This is a genomic window from Streptomyces sp. NPDC023157 (assembly GCF_055560575.1).
This window is the reverse complement of the sequence record NZ_JBVHIL010000011.1, coordinates 19,942-38,182: the sequence shown is the minus strand read 5'-3', so window position 1 is coordinate 38,182 and position 18,241 is coordinate 19,942. Positions and strand designations below refer to the sequence as shown.

At 70.5% G+C, this 18,241-nt stretch carries 16 protein-coding genes; 7 read left to right on the top strand and 9 right to left on the bottom strand.

All coding sequences use genetic code 11. From position 1 onward, the window contains the following. The first annotated feature begins 88 nt into the window (after nucleotides 1–88). Nucleotides 89–652: a 5-formyltetrahydrofolate cyclo-ligase gene (locus ACZ3ZE_RS33060; protein WP_467261718.1), complete on the top strand. Its 564-nt coding sequence runs from the start codon at nucleotides 89–91 to the stop codon at nucleotides 650–652. A 40-nt stretch (nucleotides 653–692) separates the two neighbouring features. Here ACZ3ZE_RS33060 and ACZ3ZE_RS33055 read toward each other — a convergent pair whose 3' ends face one another. Then, nucleotides 693–3,413: a penicillin acylase family protein gene (locus ACZ3ZE_RS33055; protein ID WP_442304905.1), complete on the bottom strand. Its 2,721-nt coding sequence runs from the start codon at nucleotides 3,411–3,413 to the stop codon at nucleotides 693–695. Nucleotides 3,414–3,636: 223 nt separating this feature from the next. Here ACZ3ZE_RS33055 and ACZ3ZE_RS33050 point away from each other — a divergent pair, with 223 nt between their 5' ends. The 6 genes from ACZ3ZE_RS33050 (at nucleotide 3,637) to mscL (ending at nucleotide 9,412) form a co-directional block, all read left to right on the top strand. Further along, complete coding sequence (locus ACZ3ZE_RS33050; RefSeq protein ID WP_361172120.1) at nucleotides 3,637–5,196, top strand: potassium/proton antiporter; 1,560 nt, start codon at nucleotides 3,637–3,639, stop codon at nucleotides 5,194–5,196. Between the two features lie 249 nt (nucleotides 5,197–5,445). Further along, the gene (locus tag ACZ3ZE_RS33045) at nucleotides 5,446–6,726 is read left to right on the top strand and encodes an MFS transporter (RefSeq protein WP_361171687.1); all 1,281 of its coding nucleotides are present in this window, start codon (nucleotides 5,446–5,448) and stop codon (nucleotides 6,724–6,726) included. A 68-nt stretch (nucleotides 6,727–6,794) separates the two neighbouring features. Next, on the top strand, nucleotides 6,795–7,124 hold the full coding sequence (locus tag ACZ3ZE_RS33040; RefSeq protein ID WP_361171684.1) for an FmdB family zinc ribbon protein: 330 nt from the start codon (nucleotides 6,795–6,797) through the stop codon (nucleotides 7,122–7,124). A 78-nt stretch (nucleotides 7,125–7,202) separates the two neighbouring features. Continuing rightward, nucleotides 7,203–8,045, top strand: a complete 843-nt coding sequence (locus tag ACZ3ZE_RS33035) for an S-methyl-5'-thioadenosine phosphorylase (protein WP_467261716.1) — start codon at nucleotides 7,203–7,205, stop codon at nucleotides 8,043–8,045. Nucleotides 8,046–8,263: 218 nt separating this feature from the next. Next, nucleotides 8,264–8,812, top strand: a complete 549-nt coding sequence (locus ACZ3ZE_RS33030; RefSeq protein ID WP_361171678.1) for a CpaB family protein — start codon at nucleotides 8,264–8,266, stop codon at nucleotides 8,810–8,812. Nucleotides 8,813–8,923: 111 nt separating this feature from the next. Next, nucleotides 8,924–9,412, top strand: coding sequence for a large conductance mechanosensitive channel protein MscL (mscL, locus tag ACZ3ZE_RS33025; RefSeq protein WP_361171675.1), 489 nt, complete (start codon nucleotides 8,924–8,926; stop codon nucleotides 9,410–9,412). 19 nt (nucleotides 9,413–9,431) lie between these two features. On the opposite strand, the gene ACZ3ZE_RS33020 is transcribed toward mscL, so the two are convergent. From ACZ3ZE_RS33020 to pflB, 8 genes are all read right to left on the bottom strand, one after another. Beyond that, a complete protein-coding gene (locus tag ACZ3ZE_RS33020; RefSeq protein ID WP_361624809.1) occupies nucleotides 9,432–9,647 on the bottom strand; it encodes a hypothetical protein in 216 nt (71 codons plus the stop codon). 54 nt (nucleotides 9,648–9,701) lie between these two features. Beyond that, nucleotides 9,702–10,109 carry a DUF6755 family protein gene (locus tag ACZ3ZE_RS33015; RefSeq protein WP_361171669.1) on the bottom strand — a complete coding sequence of 136 codons (408 nt, stop codon included), beginning with the start codon at nucleotides 10,107–10,109 and terminating at the stop codon, nucleotides 9,702–9,704. Further along, a complete protein-coding gene (locus ACZ3ZE_RS33010) occupies nucleotides 10,106–10,774 on the bottom strand; it encodes a QcrA and Rieske domain-containing protein (protein ID WP_361171666.1) in 669 nt (222 codons plus the stop codon). Before ACZ3ZE_RS33010 ends, ACZ3ZE_RS33015 begins: the two co-directional genes overlap by 4 nt. Continuing rightward, a complete protein-coding gene (locus ACZ3ZE_RS33005; protein WP_361171663.1) occupies nucleotides 10,771–11,370 on the bottom strand; it encodes a 4Fe-4S dicluster domain-containing protein in 600 nt (199 codons plus the stop codon). The genes ACZ3ZE_RS33010 and ACZ3ZE_RS33005 overlap by 4 nt, the downstream gene beginning before the upstream one ends. Before the next feature lie 8 nt (nucleotides 11,371–11,378). Beyond that, on the bottom strand, nucleotides 11,379–13,691 hold the full coding sequence (locus ACZ3ZE_RS33000) for a molybdopterin oxidoreductase family protein (RefSeq protein ID WP_361624800.1): 2,313 nt from the start codon (nucleotides 13,689–13,691) through the stop codon (nucleotides 11,379–11,381). Continuing rightward, nucleotides 13,688–14,863: an MFS transporter gene (locus ACZ3ZE_RS32995; protein WP_467261714.1), complete on the bottom strand. Its 1,176-nt coding sequence runs from the start codon at nucleotides 14,861–14,863 to the stop codon at nucleotides 13,688–13,690. Before ACZ3ZE_RS32995 ends, ACZ3ZE_RS33000 begins: the two co-directional genes overlap by 4 nt. A gap of 110 nt (nucleotides 14,864–14,973) precedes the next feature. After that, entirely contained in the window at nucleotides 14,974–15,774 is an 801-nt protein-coding gene (gene pflA / locus ACZ3ZE_RS32990) for a pyruvate formate-lyase-activating protein (RefSeq protein WP_467261712.1), read from the bottom strand. A 178-nt stretch (nucleotides 15,775–15,952) separates the two neighbouring features. Next, a complete protein-coding gene (gene pflB, locus ACZ3ZE_RS32985; protein ID WP_361171651.1) occupies nucleotides 15,953–18,232 on the bottom strand; it encodes a formate C-acetyltransferase in 2,280 nt (759 codons plus the stop codon). Nucleotides 18,233–18,241: the final 9 nt, after the last annotated feature.

Below are 18,241 nucleotides of genomic sequence, written 5' to 3'. Positions count from 1 at the left end.
CGACCTCGTACCGCTACCACCCGATACAAGAGGAATTCGAGCCGCGTTGAGCCAGGAACCGGGTACGGAACCGTCCGAGAAGACCGTCTTGCGCCGTGCGCTCCTCGGCGCCCGCGCCGCGTTGACGCCCGATGCCACCGCACGGGCCGCCGAGCTCCTCGCGCGGTCCGCCCTGGAGCTCACCGAGCTCGCCGAGGCCCGGACGGTCGCCGCCTATGTCTCCGTGGGGCGCGAACCCGGCACGCGCGCGCTCCTCGACGCGCTGCGCGAGCGGGGCGTACGGGTCCTGCTGCCGGTGCTCCTGCCCGACAACGACCTCGACTGGGCCGTCTACGAAGGGCCCGAGCTGCTCGCGAAGGCGGGCCGCGGGCTGCTCGAACCGGTCGGCGAACGACTCGGACCCGAGGCCGTGTGCGCGGCGGACACGGTGCTTCTGCCGGGCCTCGCGGTCGACTCGCGCGGCATGCGGCTCGGCCGGGGCGGCGGCTCGTACGACCGGGTCCTCGCCCGGCTCGTACGCGCCGGGGCGCATCCGGCCCTCGTGGTGCTCCTCTACGCGAACGAGGTGGTCACGCGGGTCCCGGAGGAACCGCACGACCACCCCGTGCACGCGGTGGTGACCCCGGAGGGGGTCCGGCGCTTCGCGCCCTGACCTTTCCCGGAATCCCTTTCGGGAAGGATTCCGGGAGGCCTCAGGGCTGGAGCGTCAGGGTGTCCTTGGCCGCGGTGTCGACCGCCGCCTTGCCGTACGGCCAGTCCAGCAGGTCGCCCTTCACCCACTTGTCGGTCTGATCCGTGTAGTGGCTGTTGTACGCGTGGCCGGACGCGCCGGAGAGGTTGATCCACCGAGACTTGTCCCAGTCGCCGACGTTGACGACCATGCGCATCGACGGCACCCAGATCACGTCGTAGCCGCCGGCCGCGTTCCAGCCGGTGGCGTCGACGGCCGCCTCGCCGCCGCCCAGGTTCCACGGGCCGCGGTTGAGCAGCGACTGCACGAAGCCGGGGCCCGCGGTGCCGAGGGTCTGGTTCTTCAGGGTCAGCTGGTGCAGCCGGCCCCAGCTCCAGGTGGAGACGTCCTTGCCCAGCTTGGCCGTCAGCTCCCAGCGGGCGTCCTTCATGGCCTGCGCGAGCAGCTGGTCACGGGTCTCGGTGGGGGCGTCCAGCCGGCCGCCCGGCGTCTTCCACCAGTCGCTCTTCTCCTGCTTGAGCAGCGGGCGGACCACCTCGTACCAGCGGTCGCCGCCGTCCGGCTGCGCCGAGTCGGCATCGCGCTCGCCGCACTCGCGGACCAGCTTGTTCTGCTCGTCGACCGGGCTGGTGGCGTCGGCCCTGCGCACGTTGATGCACTCGCCCTCGACGCGCAGCTCCTTGGGCAGCTTGTCGCCGAAGCCCAGCTTGAGGACGTTGCGCCAGACCGCGTTGAAGTACGCGGCGGCGGCCGAGTCGGGCTCCTGGGTGTAGTCCCAGCCCTCCAGCAGCTTCTGCGCCTCGCGGACCTGCGGGTCGGAGATGTCGATCTTCAGCAGCAGCGGGTTGAGCAGGGTCGCGATCTCGCTGCGGTTGTCCATCTGCATGGTCTGCATGTCGTCCGGCGAGATCTTCCCGCCGTCCTTGATCTTCGACTCGATGAGGTCGTTGATCCGCTGGCTGCGCGAGCCGTAGCCCCAGTCCTTGGTGAGGAGGTAGGGGTACTTCTCCTCGTCGATGACGGCCTGGTTGGCGGTCACGATGTAGCCGCGCGCCGGGTCGTACTCGTAGGGCAGCTCGTCGAAGGGGATGTACCCCTTCCAGTCGTACGAGGAGTCCCAGCCGGGCGCGGGCAGGGTGCCGTCGTAGCCCTTGGTGCGGACCGGGATCTTGCCGGGCGCCTGGTAGCCGATGTGGCCCTCGGTGTCGGCGTAGATCAGGTTCTGCGACGGGACCTCGAAGTCCTTGGCCGCGGCGCGGAAGCTCTTGAAGTCCTTGGCGCGGTTGAGCTCGAAGACGGCGTCCATCGACTTGCCGGGCTGGAGCGCGGTCCAGCGCAGCGCGACGCCGTAGCCGGTGCCGCGGTCGGGGGCGGCGTTGCCGACGGGGGCGCTCTTGCCGACCTTCTCCAGCTCGGTGGAGCGGTCGGAGACCAGCGGGCCGTGTTCGGTGGAGCGGACCGTGATGGTGCGGTCGCCGCCGCCGGCGACCTTGATGGTCTCCTCGCGGGTCCGGAACGGCTTGACCTTGCCGTCGACGAGGTAGCCCTGCTCGCCGATCTTCTCCAGGTAGAGGTCGGTGACGTCGGCGCCGAGGTTGGTGAAACCCCAGGCGACGGAGTCGTTGTGGCCGATGATCACGCCGGGGGTGCCGGAGAAGGTGTAGCCGGCGACGTCGTAGCGGCAGGTGGCCGAGACGGAACGGCAGTGCAGGCCCATCTGGTACCAGAGGGACGGCAGCATCGGCGCGAGGTGCGGGTCGTTGGCGAGCAGCGGCTTGCCGGAGGTCGTGTACTTCCCGGAGACGACCCAGGAGTTCGAGCCGATGCCGTTGCCGTTGGGGCCGAGCAGCGCGGGGATCTCGTCGAGGGCGTCGGAGAGCGCGGAGAGCTGCGACCGGGTGCCGCTCAGCGCGTCGGAGCCGCTGCCGCCGCCGTCGGAACCGTGGGCCTCGGCCTTGGGGTCGAACTTCCCGGTGACCTTGTCGACGGCGCCCTGCGGGACGATCGGCTGGTGGAGCTCGTACGGGTAGCCCGGGTAGAGGTCCTTGATCTGCTGCGCCGTGAGCCTGCTGGTCATCAGCGAACGGTCGATCTCGTCCTGCATGTTGCCGCGCAGGTCCCAGGCCATCGCCTTGAGCCAGGCCACGGAGTCGACCGGGGTCCACGGCTCGATCGCGTAGTCGTTGGTGAAGGCCAGGGCCGCGTACTCGACGGAGATGTCCGAGGGGTCCCGGTCCTTGAGATAGGCGTTGACGCCCTCGGCGTAGGCCTGGAGGTTCTTCTTGGTGTCCGCCGACAGGACCTTGTCGTACTCCTGCTGCGCGACCTGCCGCCAGCCGAGCGTGCGCAGGAAGGCGTCGGTGTCGACCTGGCTCTTGCCGAACATCTCGGAGAGGCGGCCGGCCGTCATGTGACGGCGGACGTCCATCTCGTAGAAGCGGTCCTGGGCCTGGACGTAGCCCTGGGCGCGGAAGAGGTCGGCCTCGCTGTCGGCGTAGATCTGCGGAACGCCGTAGGCGTCGCGCTTCACCTCGACCGGTCCGGAGAGCTTGTCCATCCGGATGGTGCCGGTGGTCTGCGGGAACGAGCCCCGGACGGTGCTGACGCCCCAGTACGCCCCGTACCCGACGCCCGCGACCAGAGCGAGGACCAGAACGAGAACGATCAGGCGGGCACGCCGCCCTTTCTTCTTGGCGGGAGGGGCGGTCGTGTTGGAGGGCATCGCTGTCCTTCGAGGGGCAGGGTGGTCCTGGAGTACGGGAGCAACCTTAGGCGCAGCGTCCGGAGGGCCTGGACGCGGTGTCAGGTGAAGATCCGTACTTATACGCACGGATGTGCGATGGAACACCAAGGAGGCGTCAAGAAAACGTTAAAGATTAGGTAAGGTAACGAAGTACCGGCGCTGGAGGAACGATCCAGCTGCACGTGAGGGGAAGGATCGGCCACTGACTGTCCACCAGCTCAACGAACTCCTGCTCATCTGCTCGCTCGTCCTGCTCATCGCTGTCGCAGCAGTGCGGATCTCCTCCCGGAGCGGGCTCCCCAGCCTGCTGCTTTATCTCGGGATCGGGGTCGCCATAGGGCAGGACGGCATCGGCAACGTCGCCTTCGACAACGCCGAACTGACCCAGGTGATCGGCTATGCCGCACTTGTCGTGATCCTGGCCGAGGGCGGCCTGGGCACCAAGTGGAAGGAGATCAAACCCGCGTTGCCCGCGGCGGTCGTGCTGTCGACCGTCGGCGTCGCGGTGAGCGTGGGCATCACGGCCTCGGCCGCGCACTACCTCGTCGGCCTGGAATGGCAGCAGGCCCTCATCATCGGCGCCGTCGTCTCCTCCACCGACGCCGCCGCCGTCTTCTCCGTCCTCCGCAAGGTGCCGCTGCCCTCCCGGGTCACCGGCGTCCTGGAGGCCGAGTCCGGATTCAACGACGCCCCCGTCGTCATCCTGGTCGTCGCCTTCTCCACCGCCGGCCCCGTCGACGCCTGGTACCTCCTCGTCGGCGAGATCGCCCTGGAACTCGCCATCGGCGTCGCCGTCGGCCTCACCGTCGGCTTCCTCGGCGCCTACGGTCTGCGCCACATCGCGCTGCCCGCCTCCGGCCTCTACCCGATCGCCGTCATGGCCATCGCCGTCGTCGCCTACGCCGCCGGCGCCATGGCCCACGGCTCCGGCTTCCTCGCCGTCTACCTGGCCTCCATGGTGCTCGGCAACGCCAAGCTGCCGCACGCCCCCGCCAACCGCGGCTTCGCCGAGGGACTCGGCTGGATCGCCCAGATCGGCATGTTCGTCCTGCTCGGCCTGCTCGTCACCCCGCACGAGCTGGTCAACGACTTCTGGCCGGCCATCGTCATCGGCCTCGTCCTCACCATGGTCGCCCGCCCCATGGAGGTCTTCGTCAGCCTCCTTCCCTTCCGCATCCCCTGGCAGGAGCAGGCCCTGATGTCCTGGGCCGGCCTGCGCGGAGCCGTGCCCATCATCCTCGCCACCATCCCGATGGTGTCCGGGATCGAGGGCAGCGAGCGGATCTTCAACATCGTCTTCGTGCTGGTCGTCGTCTACACCCTGGTCCAGGGCCCGACCCTGCCCTGGCTGGCCAAGGCCCTCAAACTGGGCGACTCGGCCGAGGCCGCCGACCTCGGCGTGGAATCCGCCCCCCTGGAGCGGCTGCGCGGACACCTCCTCTCCGTGGCCATCCCGGAGAGCTCCAAGATGCACGGCGTCGAGGTGGCCGAGCTCCGGCTCCCGGCCGGTGCGGCCGTCACCCTGGTCGTCCGGGAGGACGCCAGCTTCGTCCCCGGCCCCGCCACCGTGCTGCGGCGCGGCGACGAACTCCTGGTGGTCGCCACCGACCCGGTACGGGACGCCACCGAGCGCCGGCTGCGCGCGGTCGGCCAGGGCGGCAAGCTGGCCGGCTGGCTGGGCACGGGCGGCGCCACCGCCGTCACGGCCCCCTCACGCCACCGGGGCCCCTTTCCGAACCCCTTCCGGCGAACATCCGGTTAATCCCAGGCATTAATTCAGGTGCGGGGGCGTTTTCCCAGGCGGGAAGACGCCCTTCCCTGTACCATGAAGGCACACTTGATCGAACCAACTCTGCCTGACGCAGAGCTGGCGCGACCGTATGGCGGCCGCGGAGCCCCCCACCTGTGGGGCCCGGGTATCTACCGCAGTTCCGCGCATGAGGACAGCTCTCGGCGATACCCGCACCATCCGTGCACGGGCCCGCTACCAGGCGGCGGAAAGGCATGGACCGTGGAGTCCACGGTCGTCCCCGAGAAGCGGCCCGGATACGGCAGGCTGCTGCGCACTCCGGGAGCTCTCTCCTTCCTTCTGCCGGGCTTCGCCGCCCGGCAGCCCTTCGCGATGCTGACCATCGGCATCGTGCTGCTCGTCCAGCACACCACCGGCTCCTACGGCACCGCCGGTGCCGTCGCCGCCGCGACCGGCGTCTCGATGGCGCTGTTCGCCCCCCAGAGCGGCAAGCTGGCCGACCGCTTCGGCCAGCGGGCCGTCCTCATCCCCGGTGTGCTCATCCACACCGCCTCGGTCTCCCTTCTCGTCGCACTGGCCCTCGCCGGCGCCCCGCTGTGGGCCCTGTTCCTCGCGGCCGTCCCCGCCGGCGCCTCGGTGCCGCAGGTCGGGCCCATGGTCCGGGCCCGCTGGGCCGCCAAGCTGGACGGCACGCCCCTGATGCCGACCGCCGCGGCCTTCGAATCGGTCACCGACGAGTTCACCTTCGTCGTCGGCCCGGTCCTCGCCACCGCCCTGTGCACCGGCGTCCACCCGGCGGCCGGCCTGATCGCCGAGGCCGCCCTCACCCTGTTCGGCGGCCTGTTCTTCGCCGCCCAGCGCAACACTCAGCCCGCCTTCGGCCTGACCGCCGCGGCCGGCCAGGCGGACGGCGAGCCGCACCGCTCGGCCCTGTCCATCCCCGGCGTCCGGGTCCTCGCCATCGCCTTCCTGGGCATCGGCTCGGTCTTCGGTGGCATGCAGGTCTCGCTCACCGCCTTCAGCGAGGAGATCGGCAACCCCGGTGCCAACGGTCTGCTGTACGGCATCTTCGCCGCCGGCAACATGCTCGCCGGCATCGCCATGGGCGCCGTCGCCTGGAAGATCGGCCCCCGCCGCCGGCTGATCCTCGGCTACGTCGGCCTCACCGTCGCCGCCTCCCTTCTGTGGACCACACACTCCGTCCTGCTGCTCGGCGCCCTCGGCCTGGTCGTGGGTCTGTGCATCGCCCCGGCGCTGATCACCGGCTACACGATCGTCGAGACCCTGGTCCCGCGCACGTCCCGCACCGAGGCGTTCACCTGGCTCACCGGCGCCGTCGCCCTGGGCCAGGCCGCCGCCGTCACGGTCGCCGGCCGGCTGGCCGACGCCCACGGCGCGAGCACCGGTTTCCTGGTGCCGATGGCGGGCACCATGCTCGCCCTCGTCACCCTGCTCGCCCTGCGCTCGCGGCTCCAGCCGCGCGCGACGGGCCGCGTCGCCGCGCGTGGCATCGGTCACCGAGTTCCCGTGACGGTGGACTGAACCGGCGGAATACGTCACTATGGATCGTCGTTAGCACTCGATGAGTGTGAGTGCCAGGAGGAAGACAAGTGCCGACCTACCAGTACCAGTGCACCGAGTGCGGCGAGGGCCTCGAGGCGGTGCAGAAGTTCACGGATGACGCTCTGACCGAGTGCCCGAACTGCAAGGGACGCCTGAAGAAGGTGTTCTCGGCCGTCGGCATCGTGTTCAAGGGTTCCGGCTTCTACCGGAACGACAGCCGCGGTGCGTCGTCCAGCAGCTCGCCGGCCGCGTCGAAGTCCTCTTCGTCGTCGTCCACTCCTTCGTCGTCGTCTTCTTCGTCGACCTCCGCGTCCTCGTCTTCGTCCTCCTCGGACTCGAAGCCGGCGGCCTCGTCGAGCTCCACCTCGGCGGCCTGATCCACCTTTCTCGCGTCTGCCCTGCCGATTCCCATCGGCAGGGCATTCCGCGTTCCGGGGGCGGCTAGGGTGACCGCCATGACGAGCGACGTGTTCGCGGACATCGGTGTCATCGGCGGCTCGGGGTTCTACTCCTTCCTGGACGATGTGACCGAGGTGCCGGTCGACACCCCGTACGGCAACCCCAGCGACTCCCTCTTCCTCGGCGAGCTCGCCGGCCGGCGGGTCGCCTTCCTCCCCCGGCACGGCCGCGGCCACAGCGTGCCGCCGCACCGGATCAACTACCGCGCCAACCTCTGGGCCCTGCGCTCCGTCGGCGTCCGGCAGGTCCTCGGGCCCTGCGCGGTGGGCGGCCTGCGCGAGGAGCACGGCCCCGGCACCCTCGTCGTGCCCGACCAGCTGGTCGACCGGACGAACTCCCGCGCCCAGACCTACTTCGACGGGGAGCCACGCCCGGACGGGGCCGTCCCGAACGTGGTCCACGTCACCTTCGCCGACCCCTACTGCCCCGACGGGCGCAGGGTCGCCCTGAAGGCCGCCCGGGGGCGGGGCTGGGAGCCTGTCGACGGCGGCACGATGGTCGTCGTCGAGGGCCCCCGCTTCTCCACACGCGCCGAGTCGCGGTGGCACGCGGCCGCGGGCTGGTCGGTGGTCGGCATGACCGGCCACCCCGAGGCCGTACTCGCCCGGGAACTGGGACTCTGCTACACCTCCTTCGCACTGGTGACGGATCTGGACGCGGGTGCGGAGACGGGGGACGGCGTCTCGCATTCCGAGGTCCTGCGGGTGTTCGGCGAGAACGTGGGCCGGCTGCGTGACGTGCTCTTCGACGCGGTGGGCGCGCTCCCCGCGACGACCGACCGGGACTGCCTGTGCTCCCGGGCCCACGACGGGTGGGACCTGGGGATCGAACTGCCCTGAACCTCGCGGCGGGGTGAGGAGCGCGCCGCGTGGACCGGACTGCCTCAAGCGTCGCGGACGTCGCGGCACGGCGGCAATCGCTCGCCGGGGTGAGGAAGTTGTCCACAGAAGCCTGGTTGTCCACAGGCCGGAGCGGGATCGCCGCGAGGGCGGGATGGTGAGTGCGGTTCGCCGGACGGTCCGGCGGACGGCTCGTCCCACGACAGGCGGTATCCGCGATGACCTCAGACTCCTGCCTCCCCGACACCCGCACCTCGGTGCCCGCGCCGTGCGGTGTCCCGCAGTTCGATCCGCTGCGGGTGCGCGGCGGAAGGCTTCGGCTACGTCGGGCGCTGCGGCGCAGGCGGCGGGCCCCCGCCGCGGTCCTGGCGGTGACCGCCGCCACGCTCGCCGCGGCCGGTGTGGCGGGGGCCGACGACGTGGTCGTCCGGCCGTCGCACCGGCCCGCGGCGCAGGAGCGGCACCGGCCGCCCGTCGTACCGCTCGTGTCGGCCCCGGTGCGGATCGCCGACGCGGAGACCGTCCGGTTGCTGCGGCCCGGCGACCTGGTGGACGTGATCGCCGCGCCCGGCATGACGGCGGTCGGGGCCGGCGGGAGCGGCGAGGCCCGTGTGGTCGCCTCGGGCGTCCGAGTGGCCGAAGTGCCCGGCCCGGGTGAGACTCGTTCGGACGGTGGGGCGTTGGTCGTCCTGTCCGTTCCACGGCCGACGGCGGCGGAACTCGCCGGTGCGGGCATGACGTCCCAACTCGCGGTGACGCTGTGCTGATTCGCACTGACGGGCTGTCAATTCACCTTCCCGTGTGTACGGATTGGACGCCCTTGCGTCGATCGCGGCGTAATGGCTCCGCACACTGCACACAAGACGAAGGGCACCACGGTGAGCGCGAAGAAGGAAAGCGTGCTGGAAGGCTTCAAGGCCTTCCTCATGCGGGGCAATGTGATCGACCTGGCGGTGGCGGTCGTCATCGGTGCCGCGTTCACCAACATCGTGAACTCGGTGGTGAAGGGCATCATCAACCCGATCGTCGGCGCCTTCGGCACCAAGAACCTGGAGAGCTACAAGTCCTGCCTCAAGGATCCGTGCAAGGTCGTGAACGGCGAGATGCAGGGCATCCAGCTGGAGTGGGGCCTGGTCCTCAGCGCCATCCTCAGCTTCATCATCACCGCGGCCGTCGTCTACTTCCTGATGGTGCTGCCCATGGCGAAGGTGCTGGCCAAGCGCGCCGCGCACGACAAGGCGAAGGAAGGCGTCCAGGAGACCATGGAGATCAGCGAGCTGGAGGTCCTCAAGGAGATCCGCGACACCCTGGTCGCCCAGCGGGGGCCGTCCTCCGGTTCGAGCACCGGGGCGCACCCCACCTCCTGACCGACGGCTCGCGTCGGCGTCAGAGGTGGTGCGGCGGCTTCTCGTCGAGGAAGCGCGCGAGGTCGGTGGCGCTGTCGCCGCCGGCCGGAGGCCGCTCGCCCCATCCTCGGTCCGTGTCGTCCGCGGACTGCTGGTCCAGTGGATCGTCGAAGATCAGTGCCGGCCTGGGTCGGGAATCGGGTCGGGAGTCGGACTGCTTCGCTGCTCGCGGTCCGGGGGCGGGGGCGGTGCTCATGTCTTCAGGGTACGCCGGGATCACCGCCCCGTATCGGGTCGGCCGGTGGCCTCGTCAGCGGTCTTTCGGGTCGAGCATCCACAGGCCGAGGACGACGAGGAAGGACAGGACCAGGAAGCCCGCCCCCCACCAGGCGGTCCCGGTGTCGCCGGACATCCACTCGTCGACCACGATCGTCAGTCCCCACAGCTGGCCCACGACGACGGTGAGGGCCAGCACCAGGCGGGCGGTGAGCTTGGAGGAGCGTTCGGGCTCCTGCTCGGTGCCGGCGCCCGGGCCGGGACCGGTGTGCCGGATCCGGGGGTCGCCGTAGCCGCTGGTGGGGCGGATCTGGGGGTAGCGCTCGTGGACCGGGCGGTTGAGGTGTGGCTGGGCGCTGCCGGGGGTGTAGGCGGCCCGGGGCGGGGTCTCCGGCGGAGGGGCCGGGGCGGCCGGGTCCTTGGGGAACGGGGTGTCGGTCATGTTCGGCGGCTCCGCTCCAGGGTGCTGCCGAGTTGGCTGCCTTCGGTGGCGCCCGGGCAGCCGAGGCGGCCGGCGAGTTCGGGGCGGGTATCTCCGAGCTGGCGGCAGAGGCCTTCCTGGACGCTCTCCCCGGAGCGTGTGGTGCCGACGGCCCAGACGCTGCCGTCGGCCTCCTCGACCAGGAGCACCTTGGGGAGCGGCCGGGGCGGCGGGCCCGCGGTCACCTCTCCGGTGCGGGCGTCGAAGACTCCCTCGTGGCAGGGGCAGTACAGCTCGCCCTCGTTGCCGCGGTCCTTGCGCCAGAGCACGGCGCAGGCGAGGTGGGTGCAGACGGCGGAGTAGCCGGCGAGGGTGCCGTCGTCCAGGCGGACGGCGACGGCGCGGTCCTCTTCCTCCGGGTAGCGGAAGGCGAGGGACTCGCCGGGCGGGAGCGAGTCGGCGATCTTCTTGGGCTGGGGCGCTCCGTCGCTGTCGCCGTGCCGGTGCAGGATGCCGGAGGCGACGCCGATGCCGCCGACGGCCAGGCCGCCGGAGACGGTGGCGACGATCCGCAGGTAGTCGCGGCGGGTGGTGAGGGAGTCCGCGGAGATGCGGTCGCGCAGGGCGCCCTGGGCGGCGTCGGGTGCTTCGGCGCCGTTGTCGGAGGGCTGTTCGGTGAGGCTCATCGGACGTCCACTCCGTTGACTTCGACGATGGGAAGACCGCCGGGGACGGGCCATTGGACCTTGTCGGCGGGGACGACCATCGCCACGCCGGTGGAGACGGTGGTGGCGCCGAAGGTGAAGGAGTCGGCGACCTGGACGCCGGGGCGTTCGGCGCGCAGTTCGTCGAGGGTGCCGTAGAAGAGGGCGCCGGTGGGGCAGACCGTGGCGCACATGGGGGCGAGGCCGTAGGCGGTGCGGTCGTAGCAGAGGTTGCACTTCATCTGCAGCTTCGCCTGGAGGTCGATCTTCGGTACGCCGAAGGGGCAGGCGTTGACGCAGTTGGCGCAGCCGATGCACCGGCTGGTGTCGGCCTGCTGCACGACGCCGTCGGCGGTGACCAGGATCGCGTCGGCGGGGCAGACCTCGGCGCAGGGGGCGACGGGGTCCTCGCAGTGCATGCAGACCGTGGGAAGGGAGGCGACGGAGCGCCCCTCTTCGGGGTAGTCCAGGTGGATCATCGACTTGCCGCGGTGCGAGTCGCATTCGCGGCAGGCGGAGACGCAGGCCTGGCAGCCGATGCAGCGGCCCGGGTCGATGAAGATGGTGCGGCCCATCATGTGCGGCGTCAGCTCCTCTCCGAGGTGCCACGGCCCTGGGGGGCCGTGGGGGGCAGGGGGTCGACGCGGGAGACCTGGGTCTCCGGGTAGGCGACCTGGCCGGGGGCGGTGGGCGGCGCGGGGACCTCGTCGATCCGCTCGGCCGGCTCGACGCGGGCGGCGCAGACCTTGTACTCGGGGATCTTGGAGCGGGGGTCCAGGGCGTCGATGGTCAGGACGTTGGCGGCGGTGGGCGCGGGCCAGTGGTAGGGGATGAAGACGGTGTCGGGGCGGATGGCCTCGGTGACCAGGGCGGGGAGGACCTCGCTTCCGCGGCGGGTGACGACGCGGACCGGGTCGCCGTTGCGGAAGCCGAGGGAGGGGTGGACCTCGACCCAGGGGCGGGGGGTCTGCTCGACGAGGGCGCCCAGGCGGCGGGTCTGGTTGCCGGAGAGGAAGTGGGCGACGGTGCGTCCGGTGGTGAGGGAGAGGGGGTATTCCTCGGTGTACGGGTCCATGGGCGGGTGCCATTCGACGACCTGCATATGGATCTTGCCGTCGGGGTGGTAGGTCCGGCCGTCCTCGAAGAGGCGGGGAGTGCCGGGGTGCTCGGTGTCGGGGCAGGGCCAGGCGATGCCGCCGGTCTCCTCCAGCCGCTCGTAGGTGATGCCGTAGTAGTCGTTGACCGTTCCGGCGGAGGCGACGCGCAGTTCCTCGAAGACGGAGCGGGAGTCGGGGAAGTCGAACTTGTCGGCGGCGCCGAGGCGTTTGGCGAGTTCGCAGATGACCCAGGTGTCGGTGCGGACGCCGGCGGGCGGTTCCTGGGCCTTGTTGTGCTTGACGACGCGGGCCTCGGCATTGGCCATGACGCCCTCGTCCTCGGCCCAGACGGTGACGGGGAAGACGACGTGGGCGTTGGCCGCGGTCTCGGAGAGGAAGAAGTCGAACTGGGCGTGGAACTCGGCGGTGTCGTACCCGTCCTTCACCGTGGCGTAGTTCGGGAGGGAGACGAAGGGGTTGTTGCAGATGCCGATGAGGCCGCGGATCTCGCGGCGCTGCATCTGCCAGACCATCTCCATCATGGAGGTGCCGGCGGCCGGGAGGTCGGCCTCGTCGATGCCCCAGATCTCGCAGATCTGGCGGCGGTGTTCGGGGTTGGAGATGGAGCGGCCGCCGGGGAGCAGGTCGGATTTCTGGCCGTGTTCGCGGCCGCCCTGGCCGTTTCCCTGGCCGGTGATGGTGCCGTAGCCGGCGCCGGGGCGGCCGATGTGTCCCGCGGCGGTGCACAGGTTGATGATCGACAGGCAGTTCTCGACGCCCTGGGAGTGGTGTTCGACGCCGCGGGCGTGCCAGGCCATGGCCCTGTCGGCGCCGGCGAACATGCGGGCGACCTGGACGATCTGTGCCTCGGGGACGCCGCAGATCTCGGCGGCGCGGGCCGGCGGATAGTCGGCGACGGTCCTCTTCACGTCCTCCCAGCCGGTGGCGTGGGCGGCGAGGTAGGCCTCGTCGGTGAGGCCTTCGGCGACGACGACGTGGAGGACGGAGTTGAAGAAGGCGGAGTCGGTGCCGGGCTTGAGGGCGACGTGCAGGTCGGCGGTGCGGGCGATGGGTGTCTCGCGGGGGTCGACGACGATCAGGGTGGCGCCCCGGTCCCGTGCTCCCCAGAGGTACTGGGTCATCACGGGGAAGCACTCGCCGACGTTGGAGCCGGCGATCAGCAGGCAGTCGGTGAGGAGGATGTCGGAGAAGGGGTTGCCGGCCCGGTCGATGCCGAAGGCGAGTTTGTTGGCTCCGGCGGCGGAGACCATGCACAGGCGCCCGTTGTAGTCGACGTGCTTGGTCTTCAGGGCGACGCGGGCGAACTTGCCGACCAGATAGGTCTTCTCGGAGAAGAGGCTGGCTCCGCCGAGCAGGCCGAAGGCGTCGTTGCCGTACTCGCCCTGGATGCGGCGGATCTCGGAGACGGTGAAGTCGAGTGCCTCCTCCCAGCTGGCCTCGCGGAAGGGCTCGTCGCGGTTGCGGCGCATGAGCGGGGAGGTGAGCCGGTCGGGGTGGTTGACCTGCTGGTAGGCGTTGATGCCCTTGGGGCAGAGCCGCATCCGGTTGATGTCGTGGTTGCGGGGTTCGACGCCGAAGACCTTTCCCGCGTGGTCGACCCGCAGGTACATGCCGCACTGCACGCCGCAGAAGCAGCAGTGGGTGGGGACGAGGGTCTCGCCGTTCTGGTCGGCGTGCCAGCGGTCGGCGGGGATGCCTCCGGCGTCGCGGAAGTTCCGGGTGCCCGGCGGGGCGACCGAGGGGTCGAGCGGGAGCGGCTGCCCGGCCTGCGCGTGGGTCACTTGAAGCCCTTCTTGACGTGGGTGAGGTAGGCGTTGCCGCGCAGGACGCGCTTGCAGCGGGGGCAGTACTCGGCCCATTCGTCGAAGTCGAGCCCGAGGTCGCGCATGGTGCCCTGGAGGTTCTCGACGTAGGGGGCGGCGTCGATGGGTTCGCCGCAGCGGCGGCAGGTGAGGAGTCCCGCTTCGGCGCCTGTGGCGGCGCCCGCCACGGCCCCTCTCCGATCGACGGCGCCGACGGTCCCGGCCTTGTCGCGCGAGGTGTACTTGAAGAGCTGCATGCCGACGGCGGCCGGCCGCTGCACGATGTGGAAGAACTTCCCGAACGGGATGTAGATCAGGGTGAAGACCACCGACACCATGTGCAGGATCGCCAGGAATTCGTAGCCGCCGCCGTGCAGGAAGATCGAGGAGAAGGTGAGCAGCAGGCCGGTCACCGCGATCACGATGAGGGCGATCAGCGGGATCAGGTCGTAGGCGAAGCGCTGGCCGGTGATGGCCCCGCGGTCCTTCATCCGGCGCCAGAGGAAGTAGCAGGCGCCGGGGATGACGAGGACGGCGGCGATGTCCAGGCCGTGGAACATCAGCCAGCCGATGACGTTCAGCGAGTCGAAGCCGAGGACCTTGAAGCCCCAGATCCGCATCTCGTAGCCGGGGCCCGAGCCGGTGGACGAGGTGAAGGCGAACCAGCCCCAGGTCAGCGGGAAGGTGATCAGGGCGGCGAGCACGCAGCCCCAGAAGATGAGCTGGTGGGCGGCCCAGCGGGCGTGGGAGCGGGCGCCGAGGAACTTCTGGAAGCCCAGGTAGGTGACGATCATCTTCGGCAGGGCGGTGGGCGCCCGGCGGAAGTTCTCGACGGAGAAGAAGGCCCGCCAGCCCTGCTTGAACAGACGCCGGGCGCCGGGTGCCGAGATCCACACGGTGTAGCGGTAGGCCACGCCGAAGGCGAGGAAGACCGTCGCCACCGCGTACGGAAGGAGGGCCGAGTCGAAGTCGCGCAGCAGCCGGCTGCCGAGGACGATCGCGACGATCAGCAGGGCGGAGACGACGACCCCCGCGAGGGTCGCGCGGCGGCGCACCTGGGCGGGGGTCTGCGGCGACGGGTCGGCGGGGGCGGCCGGCGTCCCGGCGGGGGCCTGCGGCGGGTCGGCGGGGGCCTGCGGTGGCTCGGTCACGCGGTCACCGTAGGGCAGTTGATTAAGATTTGTCCTGTTTTGCCACGCAGGTGGGTGAGCGTGGCAAACCAGCGGGCGACCGGTGCGGCTGGCGCTCCCGGCGGTGTCCCTCAGACGGCGTACAGGCCGTGGGACGTGAAGATCTCGCGTGCCGCCCTGACCTGCTCCGGAGTGGGTGAGGGGGTGTCGTGGAGGAGGAAGGGCCTGGCGAGTGCTTGCCACTTCGCTTCGCCCAGCTTGTGGAAGGGAAGGATGTCCACGCGGGAGACATTGCCGAGACCGGCGGCGAAGGCGGCGACTCCCTCGACGTTGGCGGGGTCGTCGGTCAGCCCCGGGACGAGCACGAAGCGGACGTGGACCTCCTGGCCGAGGTCGGCGAGGCGCCGGGCGAAGTCCAGAGTCGGCCGCAGCGGCCGGCCGGTCACCTTCCTGTACGTGTCCGGGTCCCAGGACTTGATGTCGAGAAGGACCAGGTCGGTGTCGCGCAGCAGGGCGTCGGTCGCGCGCACGCCCAGGAAGCCCGAGGTGTCGAGGGCGGTGTGCAGCCCGAGCTCGTGCTTCATCCGGTGCAGCAGCTCGCCGGTGAAGACGGGCTGGAGCAGCGGTTCACCGCCCGAGACGGTGGCGCCGCCGCCGGACGCGGAGATGAAGCGGGTGTACTTGCCCGCTTCCGCGATCACGTCGTCGGCCGAGGTGCGCTTGCCGTTCCGCATCCGCCACGTGTCGGGGTTGTGGCAGTAGAGACAGGTCAGCGGACAGCCGGAGAGGAAGGTCACGAAGCGCGTGCCGGGGCCGTCGACGCCGGTGGACAGGTCCCAGGAGTGCACGGAGCCCTCGGAGGGCCGCTGGGTCGCCGCGGCGGCCGGGGTGGTGGGAGCGGTCGGGATGTCCGAGCCGAGGAGCACGGCCATGGCAGGGCCTCCTGTCCAGGCGGATGGAAGAGGTGGAGCGGGGGTGATGCGGGAGGGGTGGTGCGGGGGTAAGGAGCTGTGTTCGCGCGCGGCTCCGGGGCCCGGGTGAGGGTCGAGGAATCGGGCCCCGGAGCCGCGCGGGTCTGGACGGGCCGGCCGGTGAGGGCCGGCCCGGGGGTCACAGGGACCCGTGGAAGGTGCGGTTCAGGACGTCGAGCTGCTGCTCGCGGGTGAGGCGGACGAAGTTCACCGCGTATCCGGAGACCCGGATGGTCAGCTGCGGGTAGTTCTCCGGGTGCTCCATCGCGTCCATCAGGACGTCCCGGTTGAGGACGTTGACGTTCATGTGGAAGCCGTCGCTGGCCATGTAGCCGTCGAGGACACCGGCGAGGTTCTTGATCCGCTCCTCGGGGGTGCGGCCCAGGCCGTCGGGGGTGACGGTGTTGGTCAGCGAGATGCCGTCCTCGGCGTCCTCGTACGGCAGCTTCGCGACCGACAGCGCGGAGGCCACGTAGCCGTGGGTGTCGCGGCCGTTCATCGGGTTGGCGCCCGGGGAGAACGGCTCGCCGGCGCGGCGCCCGTCGGGGGTGTTGCCGGTCTTCTTGCCGTAGACGACGTTGGAGGTGATCGTCAGGACGGACTGGGTGTGTTCGGCGTTGCGGTAGGTCGGGTGCTTGCGCACCTTCCTCATGAACTCCTCGACCAGCCACACGGCGATCTCGTCGACGCGCTCGTCGTTGTTGCCGTACGCCGGGAAGTCGCCCTCGATCGTGTAGTCGGTGGCCAGGCCCGTCTCGTCGCGCACCGGGGTGACCTTGGCGTACTTGACGGCGGCCAGCGAGTCGGCGGCCACCGAGAGGCCTGCGATGCCGCAGGCCATGGTGCGGCGCACGTCGCGGTCGTGGAGCGCCATCTCGATGCGCTCGTAGGCGTACCTGTCGTGCATGTAGTGGATGACGTTCAGGGCGTGGACGTAGACGTTCGCCAGCCACTCCATCTGCTCGTCGAACTTGCGCAGGAGCTCGTCGTAGTCGAGCACGTCCGCGGTGATGGCGCCGGTGTCGGGGCCGACCTGGGCGCCGGACTTCTCGTCGCGGCCGCCGTTGACCGCGTACAGGAGGGTCTTGGCGAGGTTCACGCGGGCGCCGAAGAACTGCATCTGCTTGCCGACGGGCATCGCCGAGACGCAGCAGGCGATGGCGGTGTCGTCGCCGAAGCGCGGCCGCATCAGCTCGTCCGACTCGTACTGCACGGAGGAGGTGTCGATGGAGACCCTGGCGCAGAACTCCTTGAAGCCCTGGGGGAGCTGCGGCGACCAGAAGACGGTCATGTTCGGCTCGGGGGCCGGGCCGAGGTTGTAGAGGGTCTGGAGGTAGCGGAAGGAGGTCTTGCTGACCAGCGGACGCCCGTCCTCGCCCATGCCGGCGATGGACTCGGTGACCCAGGTCGGGTCGCCCGAGAACAGCTCGTCGTACTCGGGAGTGCGCAGGAAGCGGACGATGCGCAGCTTGATGATGAAGTCGTCGACCAGTTCCTGGGCCTGCTCCTCGGTGAGGCGGCCGGCTTCGAGGTCGCGCTGGAGGTAGACGTCGACGAACGTGGAGGTGCGGCCCAGCGACATCGCGGCGCCGTTCTGCTCCTTCACGGCGGCGAGGTAGGCGAAGTACAGCCACTGGATGGCCTCGCGGCCGGTGGTGGCGGGGCCGGAGATGTCGTAGCCGTAGGAGGCGGCCATCGCCTTCAGCTCGCCGAGGGCGCGCATCTGCTCGGAGAGCTCCTCGCGCAGCCGGATGGTCTCCTCCAGCGAACGGTTGCCGGCGGGGAGGGAGTTGAGCTCCTCCTTCTCCTCCTTCTTCACCGCGATGAGGCGGTCGACGCCGTAGAGGGCCACGCGGCGGTAGTCGCCGATGATGCGGCCGCGGCCGTAGGCGTCGGGGAGTCCGGTGACGATGCCGGCCTTGCGGGCGGCGCGGATCTCGGGGGTGTAGGCGTCGAAGACACCGGCGTTGTGGGTCTTGCGGTACTCGGTGAAGACCTTCTCCAGCTCCGGGGAGACCGGGTAGCCGTAGGTCTCCAGGGCGCCGGCGACCATCCGCCAGCCGCCGTACGGCATGATCGCGCGCTTGAGCGGCGCGTCCGTCTGGAGGCCGACGATCAGGTCCTTGTCGCGGTCGATGTAGCCGGGGGCGTGGGCGGTGATGGTGGAGGGGATGTCGTACGAGACGTCGTAGACGCCCTTGGCCCGCTCCTCGGGGAACTTGTCCGTGATGGCCTTCCACACGGCGGTGGTCCGCTCGGTGGGGCCGGCGAGGAAGGAGTCGTCGCCCTCGTACGGCGTGTAGTTCTGCTGGATGAAGTCACGGACGTCGATGGCGTCGCGCCAGAGGCCGCCCTTGAAGCCCTTCCAGGCTCCCTCGTTCACCGTCGCCTCAGCAGGAGTTGCAGTCACTGCCCGCACCGCCTTCTC